The organism is Aquiflexum sp. (assembly GCF_041751335.1).
Classification (GTDB): domain Bacteria; phylum Bacteroidota; class Bacteroidia; order Cytophagales; family Cyclobacteriaceae; genus Aquiflexum.
The window spans coordinates 24,424-39,861 of record NZ_JBGSXS010000387.1; the positions used below are offsets into that span (position 1 = coordinate 24,424).

General features: G+C 37.1%; 12 protein-coding genes. 4 read left to right on the forward strand and 8 right to left on the reverse strand.

Going from position 1 to position 15,438, the window contains the following annotated elements; all coding sequences use genetic code 11:
- Positions 1-326: 326 nt before the first annotated feature.
- A complete protein-coding gene (locus ACEW8U_RS20735; RefSeq protein WP_373523962.1) occupies positions 327-557 on the forward strand; it encodes a hypothetical protein in 231 nt (76 codons plus the stop codon).
- 87 nt (positions 558-644) lie between these two features.
- Positions 645-1,094 (forward strand): N-acetyltransferase family protein, encoded by a 450-nt coding sequence (locus ACEW8U_RS20740; RefSeq protein ID WP_373523963.1) that lies wholly within the window; start codon positions 645-647, stop codon positions 1,092-1,094.
- Here ACEW8U_RS20740 and ACEW8U_RS20745 read toward each other — a convergent pair.
- The 8 genes from ACEW8U_RS20745 to ACEW8U_RS20780 all read right to left on the reverse strand — a co-directional run bounded on the left by ACEW8U_RS20745 (position 1,081) and on the right by ACEW8U_RS20780 (position 11,755).
- On the reverse strand, positions 1,081-1,848 hold the full coding sequence (locus tag ACEW8U_RS20745; RefSeq protein ID WP_373523964.1) for a hypothetical protein: 768 nt from the start codon (positions 1,846-1,848) through the stop codon (positions 1,081-1,083). The genes ACEW8U_RS20740 and ACEW8U_RS20745 overlap by 14 nt on opposite strands.
- A gap of 8 nt (positions 1,849-1,856) precedes the next feature.
- Positions 1,857-3,170, reverse strand: a complete 1,314-nt coding sequence (locus tag ACEW8U_RS20750) for a fibronectin type III domain-containing protein (protein WP_373523965.1) — start codon at positions 3,168-3,170, stop codon at positions 1,857-1,859.
- 74 nt (positions 3,171-3,244) lie between these two features.
- On the reverse strand, positions 3,245-6,043 hold the full coding sequence (locus tag ACEW8U_RS20755; protein ID WP_373523966.1) for a TonB-dependent receptor: 2,799 nt from the start codon (positions 6,041-6,043) through the stop codon (positions 3,245-3,247).
- Between the two features lie 20 nt (positions 6,044-6,063).
- Positions 6,064-7,143: a phytase gene (locus ACEW8U_RS20760; protein ID WP_373523967.1), complete on the reverse strand. Its 1,080-nt coding sequence runs from the start codon at positions 7,141-7,143 to the stop codon at positions 6,064-6,066.
- A 189-nt stretch (positions 7,144-7,332) separates the two neighbouring features.
- The gene (locus ACEW8U_RS20765; protein ID WP_373523968.1) at positions 7,333-8,805 is read right to left on the reverse strand and encodes a tetratricopeptide repeat protein; all 1,473 of its coding nucleotides are present in this window, start codon (positions 8,803-8,805) and stop codon (positions 7,333-7,335) included.
- 338 nt (positions 8,806-9,143) lie between these two features.
- Positions 9,144-9,857 carry a tetratricopeptide repeat protein gene (locus ACEW8U_RS20770; RefSeq protein ID WP_373523989.1) on the reverse strand — a complete coding sequence of 238 codons (714 nt, stop codon included), beginning with the start codon at positions 9,855-9,857 and terminating at the stop codon, positions 9,144-9,146.
- Positions 9,858-9,866: 9 nt separating this feature from the next.
- Positions 9,867-11,285, reverse strand: a complete 1,419-nt coding sequence (locus tag ACEW8U_RS20775; RefSeq protein WP_373523969.1) for a CCA tRNA nucleotidyltransferase — start codon at positions 11,283-11,285, stop codon at positions 9,867-9,869.
- Entirely contained in the window at positions 11,282-11,755 is a 474-nt protein-coding gene (locus tag ACEW8U_RS20780; protein WP_373523970.1) for a hypothetical protein, read from the reverse strand. Before ACEW8U_RS20780 ends, ACEW8U_RS20775 begins: the two co-directional genes overlap by 4 nt.
- Positions 11,756-11,917: 162 nt before the next feature.
- On the opposite strand from ACEW8U_RS20780, the gene ACEW8U_RS20785 reads away from it, so the two are divergent.
- Together ACEW8U_RS20785 and yidC are read left to right on the forward strand one after the other, a co-directional pair.
- The gene (locus tag ACEW8U_RS20785) at positions 11,918-13,537 is read left to right on the forward strand and encodes a CTP synthase (RefSeq protein WP_373523971.1); all 1,620 of its coding nucleotides are present in this window, start codon (positions 11,918-11,920) and stop codon (positions 13,535-13,537) included.
- Positions 13,538-13,638: 101 nt separating this feature from the next.
- Positions 13,639-15,438: a membrane protein insertase YidC gene (yidC, locus tag ACEW8U_RS20790; RefSeq protein WP_373523972.1), complete on the forward strand. Its 1,800-nt coding sequence runs from the start codon at positions 13,639-13,641 to the stop codon at positions 15,436-15,438.

Sequence of the window (15,438 nt, forward strand, 5' to 3'; positions counted from 1 at the left end):
TTTACTGGTCAATCAATCTCAAATATAAGGCTTATAGACCTATATAAACGAAGAACATCTATAAAGTGTAGGCTGAACCTTTTATTTTAATATTTTTCAGATTAAAATTAAAAATATTTTATCCTGAGATCAAATCCTGCAAAATAAGAACCAAATTAGGTAAGATTGGTTATAGCATTTTGAAAAGCTTTTTTATAATTCACTGAGCCATTGATGGTATTATGCTAACATCATCAGTATTTTAACAAATCATTACCATTTTCAAATGAATCTATTTATTAATCTGGGAAATTTAATTTTGTAAGTGGAATTAAAATCTGATTGTTATGGATATATTCTTTAGTTTATTGTTTTTGTTGGTTACTTACTTCATGACTTCGGTTGCGTTGTTACAGGTTTACATCCCTGGAGGCATCAGATCCTTTAAAGAAAACGAGGGTAGAATTCAGCGTTTTATTGAATACAAAAAAATAATGGGAATCAGTTTTGTTATTGCCTGTTGCCTATCGGGTATCATGTTTTATTACTTTATTTATCCTGTCTATCAAGTAATCTGAAGATTTTGCCTTTCCCTTTTAGAGAAATCAATTTTTTTCTTCATTTTTCCGTAGAATTTATTGTTTTATATCAAAGACCCAAAACCCATGGACTATATTATCAGACCTTGTGAAGAAAAAGACTTGCCTGAATTGGTAAAGTTGAGTGCTGCCCATGCCCAATATGAAAGGGCAGAATATTCGCCTGAAGGCAAAGAAGAAGGACTTAGAAATGCAATTTTTGGTACCAATAAAGTATTGAACTGCTGGATGGTTGAAATCAACGGTAAAGTGGAAGGTTTTACTTCATATACCATAGATTTTTCTACATGGGATGCAGCACCCTTTCTTTATATGGATTGTCTGTACCTCAGCGAAGTATGTAGAGGAAAAGGAATTGGGACTGATATTATGGATAGAATCAGAAAAGTAGCTAAGGATAAAAATTGTGTCAATATCCAGTGGCAAACGCCTGAATATAACGCCATGGCCATCAAATTTTATGTAGGGTTAGGCAGTATCGGAAAACAAAAGATGAGATTCTTTATGGAGCCTTAAGCTCATTCCGAATTCCATTCAGCCAAACCAGTCCAATGGGGACCAAGTAATGTCCGGCCCTGATAAGGACCTCCGGAAATAATCCTAATCCCAATTCTGTGACCCGAGCAAATGCTGTGATAAATCCCCAAAATGCCATCCAATAAAAAATAGCATTTTTGGAGAAAATTAATCCGGAGACTGCCGCAAGGATGTCGAGTGATCCAATGGCTTTAAGTAATATTTCTGCAGTTGACTGTTTAATTCTTAGTCCCAAAGTATTTTCAGAGGAAATCAAAAGGTAATCAATGAATCTTGGATGTAATGACCAGGCCTCGAGTCCATGTGTTATAAACGTCACGATCAATCCTACCAAGAGTAACCAATATGCACTATTGATTTTTCTATTGTAATTCGCCAACAAAAGAATTCCGATTGGTAAAATTATTCGAATAAAATGAGCAGGAATACTCCAATCAGTGAAAGGACTCCCTGCTTGTCTTTTGATGACATAAGCCAATCCCAAAGTCAGCAGGGCAATAATGACCAACAAATATTTGTCCGGCTTAAAAAAAGTAACTAGCCCAAAGATTAAAAATACCCATGCGACGATGTTCTCAATAAGCTTTGATTGGGCTTGTTCTAATCCAACTTCCATAAAAAGCATGGTTTCGATAGCACTGCCACCCTTGAGATAAAAAAATACACCTATACATTGAAGAAGTAAAGCAGATTTAAAAAGCCAAAGAATTCTCTCAATTGGAACAACCTTCATATTTTACTTCAATCCATTTTTCGAGGTTTAACTTCAAATTGATCCAAAATCCCTCCATCCATACCAAATGCTTTTATTTTGATAAAATCCTTGGAAAATGTTAGTTTCTGGACATTGTGGGCACTCATCGCAAAGCCAGGAGGTTGAATAAACCATCTTGTACTGTCCGCGACACGCTGAGGAACTCCAAGACCTCCTTCCCCGATATAAACAATGCCCGTTTCATCATACTTGTTATTACGGATTGGCACGGTCCTTTTCAGAATATGCCCATCTGATTCCAAAGCCAGATCAACATTATATTTTTCAAAATAGGGTACCCATGTTTCTCGGACTCTTTTGAATGTGGCATTTTCAAAGTCTTTTACAACAGGATAAGCCGGTCTGTGGTAGTTGACTAACAGCCACTTGTTTTCTTTTCGCTTACTAGCAAGGTTTTCTTCCAACCAATCCCGCTGATCACCAGCAACACTTATTTCAGTATTCAAGGTAATCATCGCTGCTTGAGAACCAAGTTGGGTAGAAAAATAATAATCAAATCCTCTCTTCCTTTGTGTATCACCAAGCCAAAAATTTTCTTCAAATCCAGTTTGCATGTCATGATTTCCCCTTGATAAAATCAGAGGTAAAAGTCTATTGCCTTCACCAATGACTATTTCATGGTCTTCAAACCACCAAAATAAATGCCTCCAATCAGCTGTTGTTCCATAATCCGCTCCATGTATAAAGGCAATAATATTTGGGTCTTCATCAATCAATGCCTTGATCCTTTTATTCATTTCCTGTCTGTCTACATGTGGAGTTCTGCCTGCATATCTTGGTTCAGGCCCACCCATCCTAGAATCACCACCCCAAAGGACAGAAAACTCACTATCATCTTCGGGGCCCGAAATAAAATAAAACTCATCTGAAACCAAATCATCCGATTCCACCACAAAATAATAAGCGGTCGATGGTTTGAGATTATTTAAATCTGCATGATGATAATATCCTTGTGGAACTCCTTCTTTAAAATCTTCATCGACTAAGGAAATCGAGCCATTTTTCGATGCCAATGTTTGAAAAGCATAATCAAGTTTTTCGCCTTCCTTACTTATTGTATCAAAATAAACCTTATGGTTTTTGCCATGTTCATGTAAAGTAGTCCATGAAATAACTGCGTTGGAAGAAGGATCTTCTGCCCATACGACCCTCAGATGCCTTGGTGCAATTTCTGCTTCATCGATTAAAACTTGTTGCTTTTCCTCTTTTGATTTACAGGAAATGAAAAAAAAGGAGAAAAATAAAAATGATGCAAGAGCGGCTGAATAAGATAATTTCATTTTTAAAGATTTTTTTTTATTCAAAATAAACGGCTTCCATTTTGTATGGAAGCCGCCCAAAAGTAATCAATAGATTAGTTGAAAAGGTCAAATTTTACACCAAAGTTGATTCGTACATTATAGTATTCCTCCTGCTGCGTCCTTGACCTAATTCCTTGATAATATCTTAGCGGTTGATTGGTCAAATTATTTACCTCAAAAAACACTCTCCAGTTTGGGGTAAAGGCGTAAGATGCATTCACGTCCAAGAAGGTTTGTCTATCATAAAAGGCATCATCAAAACTTGATCCACCTATTTCATCTATGTACCCACTTGCATGGTTCAAGGAAGCTCTCAATACAATTTTTGCCGTTTCAAATGAAAGTGATGCATTGAACATATTCCTGGCTGTACCGGGCAATTTAAGATCTTCATTGTCACGTCCTTCGATTCCTGTTGTCCTCGAATCGGTAAAAGTATAATTAAGGAACATGCCTAGTCCTTTCCAAATTCCTGGCAGAAAATCAAACTGTCTTTGTATGGATGTTTCAAAACCATATACATTGGCAGTACCGCCATTTTCAGGCTTGGACCTTTGTATCAACTCTCCAAAATCCGGATCAATAACGTTAAACTCAGTTCTTTGATAGATAAAGTTGTTTACATCTTTATAAAAACCACCTAAAGTGAAAACTCCAACTGATTTAAAATAATTTTCAAACATCAAGTCAAAATTCATTGAGGTTGTCGGTACCAAATTGGGATTGCCTCTTACCAAGGTTTGGTTGTCGGGACTGAATATTGCATAAGGAACCAGATCAAAGTAGTTAGGTCTTGCCAAGGTATTCGCCCAGGCAAATCTTAAAATTTGATTATCAGAAATGTCATATTTGAAATGAGCCCCGGGCATCACGTTAGTATAATTATCCGAAACTGTGGCAGACTGATTGAAAATTTCTTCATCTTCATCAAATTCAAAGCCCCTATATTCAAGATTTGTATTTTCAAGCCTCAAACCAAAAATAGCAGATAACTTTGGATTGAATTGATAGTCTGTCATGACATATCCACCAGTGATTGTTTCTGAAGCTTGGTAATTGCCAGTGATGTACTCTGCGACAGCATCTTCAAACTCAAACAAATTAGGATTTTTAAGATCCAAGCCACCTAAAAATTCCCTATCTACAAATCTACCGGGAACATATTGAGGTCCATTAAGAAAGACTCTGTCATTTTGAAAGGAAAAGGGCAAATCTCCCAAATCATTTCCATTTGAACCAAGATCCCCTAACGGTTCATACACATCATAAGAATCTGTTCTTTGCTTAAATTTTGACCTTAATCTACCGCCAAATTTCAGAAAACCTTTATTGGATGCATATGGTAAACCAAAATCCAATTTAGCATTGAAATCCTCCTCATAAGTATTGTTGTTTGACTCATATATTTCATTCAATCCCAAACCAAGTTCACTTTCCTGATTTGCAAATGTAGTCAATACTTTGAATGGGTCACGGATGTCCAATACCATATCGGCATTGCCTCGGTGGGTTATATATCTTTCATTGGGCCTGTCTTCAGAAGCTTTAGCATAGGTTGCATTCCAGGTCATTTTGAGTTTGTCAAATAAATGGCTTCCCGACAAAGTAGTGTTGATCACCCTTTGGTCTTCTAAACGGGTATTTCTAACTCTATCATTATCTATACCGCCTTTTGTCTGAACAGATGCTCTTCCACGCAATTGAAACACATCGTTTTGCAATTCAGTGAAGTTTCCATCATTAAATGGCCTATCCAACCTATCTACCCTCATTCTCCATCTATTTTCCCAGTCATCTCTCCAATTGTACATTGCATTTAAGACTATTGAATGGTTTTTATTGATGTCGTAATCCAATGCCAAAGTAGTACTTCTTCTGACCCTCTGAACATTGTATTTTCTAAGATCAAATCGATCCACCACTACCGGATGGTTAGGATTTTCTGTTTGGACCCATCTGGCTTCATAATTGTCAGAACCGAAGTTATGGTTATTATAAGACCCTGAAAAAATGATCCCCAATTTATCATTTGCAATTCTGTCTCCAATTATTAAACCGCCTGTCCAAATTGGTTTATTGGAAAGAAAGTTAACCCCGGAAGCAGCAGTTCCTGAAACCCTAAGGCCATTGGGAGCCTTACGTGTAACCAAGTTGACAGCACCACCAATGGCATCTGCATCCATATCAGGCAGAACAGACTTATTCACCTCGATAGTTTGGATCATATCAGCAGGTATTAAATCCATCTGAATCCTCCTATTGTCCCCTTCTGCTGAAGGAACCCTTTCTCCATTGATCATCACAGAGTTTAGCTCGGGTGACATGCCCCTGATAATAATATCCCTAGCCTCACCTTGATCATTTTGCATAGTGATACCTGGTATTCTCTTCATGGCATCTCCAATATTCGCATCAGGAAAACGACCGATTTGGTCGGCAGCTACTATATTGGTGATATTTGAATTGGTTTTCTGCTGGTTCAAAGCCCTTGCTTGTCCTTTGAGTCTATCCCCAAATACTATAAATTCCACACCGTCAATAGTTCCGGGACTCATCTCAAACCTTAAATCCAAGGTTTGTCCATCTTGAATCGAAATTTCTTTTGTAACTGTGTTATATCCTAAGTAGGAAACAATTAAATTGTAACTGCCCGCAGGAACTCCCAAAATCACATAGTCACCCAACTGATTGGTTACAGAACCCTTATTGGTTCCTTCCAAAACTACATTAGCCCCAGGAAGGGATAAGTTTTGATCGTCAATGATTTTACCTCTTAAAACTGCCTGTGCATACAAATTCTGTGCAAACAGCATAAAGAAGGAAATTGCTGAAATTAGTAATCTGTGCTTCATATAAAGTTTAGTTTGTGTTATTACTTTTTCTCTTTGATATACTTTTCAAGATCTCTCCAATCATAAATCTGGAAAGTCTTGTCATCTGACATGGCTACAAATAGCCCTTTGGGAAATTCTGGACTGATATTGAAATTGGCCACTTCGGAACCATCGCTGGAAACAGTGGACATTGGAAGTTTCGCAATTGCTTTATGAAAATGAGGATCTTCTGAGGAACCTTCTCTAGGAAATACATGGAAAAAATTTGCTTCCTGATCTGAAACAAGAACATAACCAGTTCCATCTTCATGCTTATAAATTGAAATCCCTTCGTGGTCCAATGTGAAGCCCTCTGTTGCAAAAAGTGCAAGTTCTTCATTCCCTTTCGCTGGGTCCGCGTAATACTTTCTCACCCCTAACCCCTCATCGCTGTAATAAATATATCCAAGTTCATTGTCTACAGCAATTGCTTCTATTTCCTTGTTCCCACTATATTTGCCAAATTTTCGGACTAATTCGAGCTCCAATTGACCACTTTCAGTCTTGATAAGATATTGCCAAAGGTAGGTGCCATCTTTAGGACCATCTTTTCTACCAGCAATTACATAATGCCTTTCATTTTCTTTGTCATGGTAGACAGCAACACCCATGAGATCACGGTAATCCGGTTGGGTTTCTCCAAGATAAATTTCAATTCCCCCTTCTTGGATTTCTACCATTTCCGGTAACTTGAAAAATCTCAACCTAGAGGTAAGTCTCTCTCCTGTGACTGCAAAATCAATTTGGCTGCTTCCGAGATTCAGGTCATAAGAAACATCCACATTATTTGGTCTCTGCAGCCCTCTGACCACCAAAGAATCTATGATCTTACCTTTTAGATCAAATACATATAAAGCTCCGTCTTTATCTTTGTCTGTGCCGATAATAAAACTTTTAACTGGATCGGATTTATTAATATAAATGGCAGGATCATCCGTATCGTGAATCACCTTTTCAGTGACATAAAGGGGTTCGATTTTGGGTGAAGAAGAATGAGTTTGTTGGCCCGTGTCTTTTGGGCCACAGGAAGAAAAAACAACCAATAAACCAAAAACAGACTGTAAAATTTTATTATTCATTTGTATCTATTTGTTGAATGCAAAATTAGATACCTGAAGAAAACTGACCTACTATTTCATATTATAAAAAAGGAAACAACAGAATTTTAAAACGTTAACAAAACGATAGCAATAGAATCAAAAAATATATATAAAACATTGGAAATAAATAACTTACATTATATTAAAAAAAGATTAACAAATCGTAAACTATATACTAAGAATAAATTGCTGTAAACTTTCTCCTTTTCCGATCGCCAATTTTTTCCTTAACCGATATCTTGAAATTCTAAGGCTATCAGGTGAAATATTTAGGCTTGATGCTATGTCTTTGGAGCTAAGATTCATCCGCATCAATGAGGCTAACCTTAGTTCAGAGGGTGTCAATCCAACAGCATGTTGGTGAAGCTTTTGAAAAAAATCTTCATGTACCTTTTCAAAATTTTTTCTGAAGTCATCCCAATCAGTGTCGTGAGCAAAATTGAAATCTATCATTTTTATCAAATTTCGGATATTCTTTTTTTGTTCTTTTGTGTCTTTATCAAGGGAATTCTGAAGTCTTTGTCTTATTCCTTCCATCATTTTATTCTTGTCTATGACATGCAGTGTTTGAGCGGTTAGGGATTTTGCATTTGATTCTAGTTCTTTAGAAAGGGTTTCATCTTTGAGTTGGATATTATACAATTCAGTTTCCATTAATTTTTGTTGAGTGAGTATCATTTCTTTTTCACTTTCCAGCAGCTGTCTATCTACCTTTGACTTAATGCTCTTTTTGCTGATAATCAACCAAGCTGTACCAATTAGTAAAAGCATCAAAACAACAAAAAGTATTCGAATTTTGGAATCAAAATCTTTCAACTGCTCAAGTTCCGAAATTTGCTGATCCTTTAATTTCATTTGAAACAACTCATCCATCAATGCCATTTGAGTTGCAGTTTCCTTATTATATATCTCCTGATATATTACTCGACTACTGTCAAGATAAGTGTAGGCTTTTTGAAATTCGCTTAACGCATGATAACTTCTTGCCAAATCTCTAAGCGCACTACTTTCTTCATAAGGTTGGTTCAAAATTCTGCTCAGCGCCAATGCTTCTTTGGAAAATTCAAGTCCTTTCTCAATTTGTCCCTTTTTTCTGTAAACATCCCCAAGATTGTTTATGATACTTATCATGTTCAGACTATCTCCTGATTCAATATTCAAACTAAAAGCATTATGGAAATAATAGGAAGCAGAATCAAATATTTCAAGATCCTCATAAATACTACCTAAATTTTCATTGATTTCTGAGCTTAAAGCTTCTTTTCCCAATTTTCTGAAAATTGATAATGCAGTCCATTGGAAGTTGAGGGCCTCTTGATATTCTTGTTTTTTTTCATGTACAAATCCTATTAATCCAATAGAAATCGCTTGTCTTGTCTCATCATTACAGTTTAAAGAAATCTCATAGGCCTTCTGATGAAGCTGCACTGCATCATCGATTTTTTGAGTTTTATATGCGACTTTTCCTCTAAAATTATAATTATCTATCAGCAAGGGACTGAATTCTTCTTTTACCAATAATTCTTCTGCCAAAAGTAAATTTCTCGCAGATTCAGAATAAATACCTTTAAAAAATAATAATTTACCCAACAGGTGATGAATCCTTGCCAGTAGAATTTTATCATCAAATTCTTTGCTCAATTCTAGCGCTTTAATTGCAAAAAAATAGCTTGAATCGGGATCAGATATGAAACCGCTTTCCGCTTTTAACAAAATAATTGTAATATCCTCTTTTTGGTCACTCCCTGGTTTAGAAAGCAGAATTAAAGGAAACAAAAGAAAAATATAAATAACAATACATTGCATAGACCTCATTTACAAAGATGTCTATACTCAAAAATAAATGTGTTAAGAAAATGTTTTCTGTGTGTTAAATTAAATGTCTTTGACCATAAGGAACTTGTTAAAATCAAAATAGGCAATTGAATTGCCTATTTTGATTTGGTTGTACTTTAAACCTACAAACATTTAGTTATACATTACATTTTTTGAACTTCTTTTAAGTTTTCCTGTGCCAACTCAAAATCCGGTTGCAATTCCAAAGCCTGGGTAATAGCTTCTCTTGCTTCGTTTTTATCTTTTTGGTACATGTACACCATTCCTTTAAGATTAAGTGCTGCAGCTTTCAATGTTACTTCTTGTTGGGTATTATCCTCCTTTGGGAATCCTACTTTTTCTTCACTTGATTTATTATTTTTAACCAGCATATTGATCGAATTCAATGCTTCTTCCTGACGGTTCAGCGAATACTGCATATAGGCCGTTTTGTAAAGACTGAATAGATTTCCGGTCAATAAGTAGTGACGTTCGAAATTTGGAAGTGCTCGATCCATAGCCCCCAATTGCTCTAAAGAGTAGGCGGCTACTTCTAGGGCTGCCAAACTTTTATCACTGACTTCAAGTATGTCTAAGGCTGAAATGGCAGCCGACGTATACTGCCCGGACTCAAAATACAGTGAAGCGAGTGTTTCTGCATACTGAAGATTGCTGGGGTTTCTTTCAATCAATTCAATTAGTTTCATCCTTGCTGCGGGCAGGTCATTATACCTCAAGGCCAATTGATATACTTTTCTGTCAGCTTCATTCCTTTTTCTATTGATTTCAGCATCAGTCTGTACAGGCTGTTCACTTTGTCCAAATACAGTAATCGCTGCCATCAGAACCAATACGGCAGTCATTAACATTTTATTCATTTTCATAAATTATTTATTATGGGTTATTCCTTTCTGGGCGGCTAATTTATACAATAAGTTCAAAGCTTCATCTTTATTGTTTTGAATTTGTCCTTCTAGGATAGCTTCTTTTATTTCTTCTTTGAGGTCTCCAACGATTTTGGAAGGATTAAGGTCAAACATTTCCATGATTTCTTCTCCTGAAACAGGCGGTTGAAAATTTCGCACATGGTCTTTTCCCTCCACCTCCAAAATCTTCTGTTCTACCTTGTCAAAGTTGGACAGAAATTTTTGGACCTTGTTGTTATTTTTAGAGGTAATATCTGCCCTACATAGCTTCATAAGGTCATCTACATCGTCCCCTGCATCAAAAAGCAACCTCCTGATAGCTGAATCGGTTACTTTATCCGAAACAAGAGCTATCGGCCTGAGATGGAGCTTGACGAGTTTTTGGACATATTTCATCCTGTCATCCATGGGCAGTTTCATCCTTCTGAAAATCCCCGGAACCATCCTGGAACCCTTGTCCTCATGGCCATGGAAAGTCCAACCAACTTTATTATTGAATCTTTTTGTAGCAGGCTTTGCAATATCATGCATAATGGCTGCCCACCTCAACCAAATATTATCTGTCACTGTGGCAATATTGTCCAGAACCTGAAGGGTATGGTAGAAATTATCCTTGTGGGTTTTGTCACCAACAGAATCCACTCCTTGAAGCTCCACCATTTCCGGAAAGATCTCATTCAGCAGTTTGCTGACAAACAATAACTTGAAACCATAGGAAGGCTTATCCGTCATGATAATTTTATTGAGTTCATCGATAATTCTCTCGGCGGATACAATCTTTATCCTGTGGGCATCATGGACTATGGCAAGAAATGTGTCAGGCTCAATATCAAATTTGAGCTGGGCAGCAAATCTAATGGCCCGCATCATCCGCAATGGATCATCGGAAAAGGTGATTATCGGGTCAGTCGGGGTCTTGATGATTTTCCGCTTGATATCTCCCATCCCGTCAAAAGGATCGATCAGATCCCCGAAATTGTGGGCATTGACAGATATCGCCATAGCATTAATGGTAAAATCCCTACGTTCCTGATCTTCCTGCAAAGTACCATCTTCAACGATAGGTTTTCTGGAATCATGCCTGTAAGATTCCCTTCGCGCTCCGACAAATTCTACCTCCCATTCTTCCAAACGGATATTGGCCGTTCCGAAATTTTTGAAAACCGAAAGTGGGACATGTTGATCAAAACTATCTGCAACTTTTTGTGCCAAGGCAATCCCACTGCCCACACATACAAAGTCAATATCTTTACAAGGTCTGTTTAAAATCAAATCTCTAACATAACCTCCCACGACGTAGGTTTCCAAGCCAATGCTATCAGCTATCTTTCCAACGCGACCAAAAATCTCGATCTGATTTAAATGTTCCTTAAAATTCATGCTTTCAATATTCTGATATCCCCTTCCGGAGTCAAAAAGATTTCTTTTGTCCCCGCACTCAAAAGTGGGAAATACTCTTTAGTTTCAAAATCAAAATTTTCTGACTTACTATATTGAAGGATCAGAGGTTGGGAATAGGCAAACAATAACCTGTTCCAAAAATCCTTGCGGATTACTGCAAACTTCACCTTCTTTTCTTTGATGGGACCTGATTTCAACACTCTGTTTACTGGAGTGTGATATATAGTGGGTTTTGAGGCGAACTCTATGATATCCAAAGAAACATCTGAAAATGGCTCGGCAACAGATCTGATTTGGAAAAGATCAAAAAAGAGAAAAATCCCCTCCCAGTCATCCATTGCAGCATCCCATTTGGAAATTTCAATCAATTCCAAGATAGTGCCTTGACCATCTTTGATCTTGATTCTTCCATTTTCTTTTAGGGCACTGACTGCTTCTTTTATTTCCATCTCGGATTTTTCCTTCAAAAATAAGGTAGATATTTGTAAGGAGCGATAAAGGGATATATAAAGTTTCAAAATTTCCTTTGCGCATTCCGCCTCCGAATCAAATATTTTACCTAATTTTGAATCCCATAAGAATCAAAACAAATATAACTTCCTTCCATTCTTATGGCTCCATCCACCAAATATATATTCATTACAGGAGGCGTGACCTCTTCCCTAGGCAAAGGCATAATTGCGGCTTCATTGGCCAAACTGCTACAGGCTAAAGGGTTCAGTGTCGCAATCCAAAAATTTGACCCCTATCTCAATATTGATCCAGGAACGCTCAATCCTTATGAACATGGGGAATGTTATGTGACCGAAGATGGGGCTGAAACAGATCTTGACCTTGGGCATTACGAAAGGTTCCTCAACACAACAACTTCACAGTTAAACAATGTCACCACAGGTAGAATTTATAATAATGTCATTACAAAAGAAAGACGAGGTGAGTATTTAGGAAAAACCGTACAGGTAATTCCCCACATCACCGATGAAATCAAAAGAAATTTCTTCAAACTTGGTGAGGAAGAAAAATATGATGTCATTATCACTGAAATTGGAGGATGCGTTGGAGATATAGAATCATTACCGTTTATAGAAGCTGTAAGGCAAGCAAAATGGGATATCGGCAGTAACAACTTCTTGGTGATACACCTGACCTTAATTCCATATCTGGCTGCTGCCAAAGAATTGAAAACCAAACCGACCCAGCATTCGGTAAAACAATTGCTGGAAGCAGGAATTCAACCTGATATTCTGGTGTGTCGTTCCGAACATCATTTACCTTTGGAGGTAAAGAAGAAACTTGCTCTTTTCTGTAATGTGGAGTTCAATTGCGTTATCGAGGCAATGGATGCTGATACCATCTATGATGTTCCTTTATTGATGAAAAAGGAAAAGCTTGATGAAAGGGTTTTGTCCAAGCTAAAATTGAGCTCAAAAAATAATACTGAACTCGAACAATGGAAAGATTTTCTTGGTAGGCTCAAAAATCCAACTCAGGAAATCAATGTAGGTCTTGTGGGAAAATATGTTTCCTTGCCTGATGCATATAAATCAATTATTGAATCTTTTATACATGCAGGGGCACCCTCTGAATGTAAGGTCAACTTAAATCTGATTTCTTCAGAAGAACTTCATCCCGAAAGTATCAACAAAAAGCTGGAGGATTTAGATGGAATATTGGTAGCACCAGGATTTGGTGAAAGAGGGCTTGAAGGAAAGATAGAAACTGTTAAATTTGCCCGCGAAAACAAGATACCATTCTTTGGTATTTGTTTGGGTATGCAGGTCGCTGTAATTGAATTTGCCAGAAATGTGATCGGCTTAGAAAAAGCAAACAGTACTGAAATGGATATAAACACTCCCCATCCTGTCATAGATCTGATGGAAGAGCAAAAAAATATTGTCCAAATGGGTGGCACCATGAGATTGGGTTCTTATCCTTGTGAAATTAAAAAGGGCAGTAAAGCAGCCCAAGCATATGGTAAGACCAAAAATATGGAAAGACATCGGCACAGATATGAATTTAACAATAAGTACTTGGAACTGTTTCAGGAAAATGGCATGATCCCATCAGGAATAAATCCTGAATCTGGCCTTGTTGAAATCATTGAGTTAAAAAACCATCCATGGTTTGTTGGCACACAGTTTCACCCGGAATATAAAAGCACTGTATTAAACCCGCATCCTTTGTTTGTGAAGTTTATAGAGGCTATCATTGAAAATAAAAAAAATAAATAATTTCGTTTTTGCCTATCATAAAATACCTTGACTTCAAACATAGGTATACCAATTGTGTCTTTTAATGGGGTTTTATAGATAGTCATTATCAATCAATAAATATGGATAGAAACCAAGCGACAGGACTGATCCTATTCGCAGCAGTATTGTTGGTTTATTCGATTTTCTTTGCAAGTTCTCCGGAACCTATTGAAGTAGAAAATCAGGAAACCAATCAGGAACTTGTAATCAAAGAAGAAACTGATTCCGTTCTCGAAATACCTCAAGCTGAACCTGATAGTATTCAGGATATCATAGCCCAGAGACAATTTGGCACATTTGCAGCTTTTACCAAAGGCCTACAAGAAGATGTTGTTTTGGAAAATGATAAAATGGAAATTACATTTTCCACCAAAGGAGCTGAAATCAGCAAAGTTGTGCTGAAAGAATTCAAGACTTGGGACCAAAGACCCCTAGTACTTTTGGATGAAAATAGTTCTGATCTTGATTATAAGATTCAGACCGACAAAGGACTCCTAAGTTTAAATGAGTTCTATTTCAATCCTACCCTATCGACTATTGATATTGAAGGCGATACCGCTTCAGTGTTGACTTTTATAGCACAATCAGGTTCTGGACAGATCATTAGAACCTATACCCTTCCTAATGAACAGTATGTCTTGAACAAAAGTCTTGAGTTTGTAGGGCTAGCTGGAAATCTTACAGATGCAAATATTCAGGTTACCTGGGACGCCAAACTAATCAAACAGGAAGCAGATATTGAAGAATCGCGAAGAAAAACCAATATCAATTTCTTTAAAAGTTCAGGTAAGTCTGATTACCTTAGTCTGACCTCAGATTCAGATGATGATGAAGTCAATGAACCTGTAAAATGGGTGAGTTTTAGCCAAAGATTTTTCACTACGGGTATCATAGCTGAAAATCAGTTCAATTCGGCGAAATTGGAGCAAGTCACTCCAAATGACACCCTATCTATCAAAAACGTGAAAGCAGCCTTAGTGTTGCCCTTGGACAATGGCAAAGCAGAGGTAAGCTATTTCTTCGGACCTAACAATTATAACCTTTTAAGAAAAATCACGCCTGGATTTGAAGAAAATGTGGACATGGGTTATTTCTTTGTCAGTTGGGTCAACAAATACATTATCGTCAATCTATTCCAGTTTCTTGAAAAGTACTTTTCAAATTATGGTGTGATTATCATTTTGATAGTACTTATCATCAAATTGGCGTTATCACCCTTGACCTACAAATCCTATATCGGAATGGCGAAAATGAGGGTCATAAAACCTGAGATCGATGAATTAAAGGCAAAATACCCTGATGACCCAACCAAGATGCAACAAGAGCAGATGAAACTCTTTGGGCAGTTGGGTGTAAGCCCGATTTCCGGATGTTTACCCATGGTTTTCCAAATGCCGTTCTTGTTTGCGATGTTCTTTTTCTTTCCCAATTCAATAGAACTAAGACAGGAATCATTCCTTTGGGCACATGATCTTTCTACTTACGATTCGATCATGAGTCTACCGTTTACCATTCCATTTTATGGTTCACATGTCAGTTTGTTTACCATCCTGATGACAGTGTCCCAGATAGCCTATACGCATTTCAATAATCAGTTGACCGCTCAAACTGGGCCAATGAAAAATATTGGATACATCATGCCGGTAGTCTTTATGTTTGTCCTGAATTCTTTTCCAGCTGCATTGAGTTTCTATTATTTTGTTTCCAACATGGTGACATTTGGACAGCAGGCTGTCATCAAACTTTTTGTAGATGATACCAAAATCAGAGAAAAAGTTGAGGCCAATAAAATTAAAAATGTCAACAAAAAGAAATCAAAATTCCAGCAAAAATTGGAAGATGCGATGAAAGCAGCAGATTCAAACAAAAAGAAATCCTGA

Bases quoted from the DNA above. Each gene is read 5' to 3' on its own strand.
- ACEW8U_RS20745 (WP_373523964.1), bottom strand. From the start codon at position 1,848: ATGAAGGTTGTTCCAATTGAGAGAATTCTTTGGCTTTTTAAATCTGCT.
- ACEW8U_RS20770 (WP_373523989.1), bottom strand. From the start codon at position 9,857: ATGAATAAAATGTTAATGACTGCCGTATTGGTTCTGATGGCAGCGATT.
- ACEW8U_RS20775 (WP_373523969.1), bottom strand. From the start codon at position 11,285: ATGAATTTTAAGGAACATTTAAATCAGATCGAGATTTTTGGTCGCGTT.
- ACEW8U_RS20760 (WP_373523967.1), bottom strand. From the start codon at position 7,143: ATGAATAATAAAATTTTACAGTCTGTTTTTGGTTTATTGGTTGTTTTT.
- ACEW8U_RS20750 (WP_373523965.1), bottom strand. From the start codon at position 3,170: ATGAAATTATCTTATTCAGCCGCTCTTGCATCATTTTTATTTTTCTCC.
- ACEW8U_RS20735 (WP_373523962.1), top strand. From the start codon at position 327: ATGGATATATTCTTTAGTTTATTGTTTTTGTTGGTTACTTACTTCATG.
- ACEW8U_RS20780 (WP_373523970.1), bottom strand. From the start codon at position 11,755: ATGGAAATAAAAGAAGCAGTCAGTGCCCTAAAAGAAAATGGAAGAATC.
- ACEW8U_RS20755 (WP_373523966.1), bottom strand. From the start codon at position 6,043: ATGAAGCACAGATTACTAATTTCAGCAATTTCCTTCTTTATGCTGTTT.
- ACEW8U_RS20740 (WP_373523963.1), top strand. From the start codon at position 645: ATGGACTATATTATCAGACCTTGTGAAGAAAAAGACTTGCCTGAATTG.
- yidC (WP_373523972.1), top strand. From the start codon at position 13,639: ATGGATAGAAACCAAGCGACAGGACTGATCCTATTCGCAGCAGTATTG.
- ACEW8U_RS20785 (WP_373523971.1), top strand. From the start codon at position 11,918: ATGGCTCCATCCACCAAATATATATTCATTACAGGAGGCGTGACCTCT.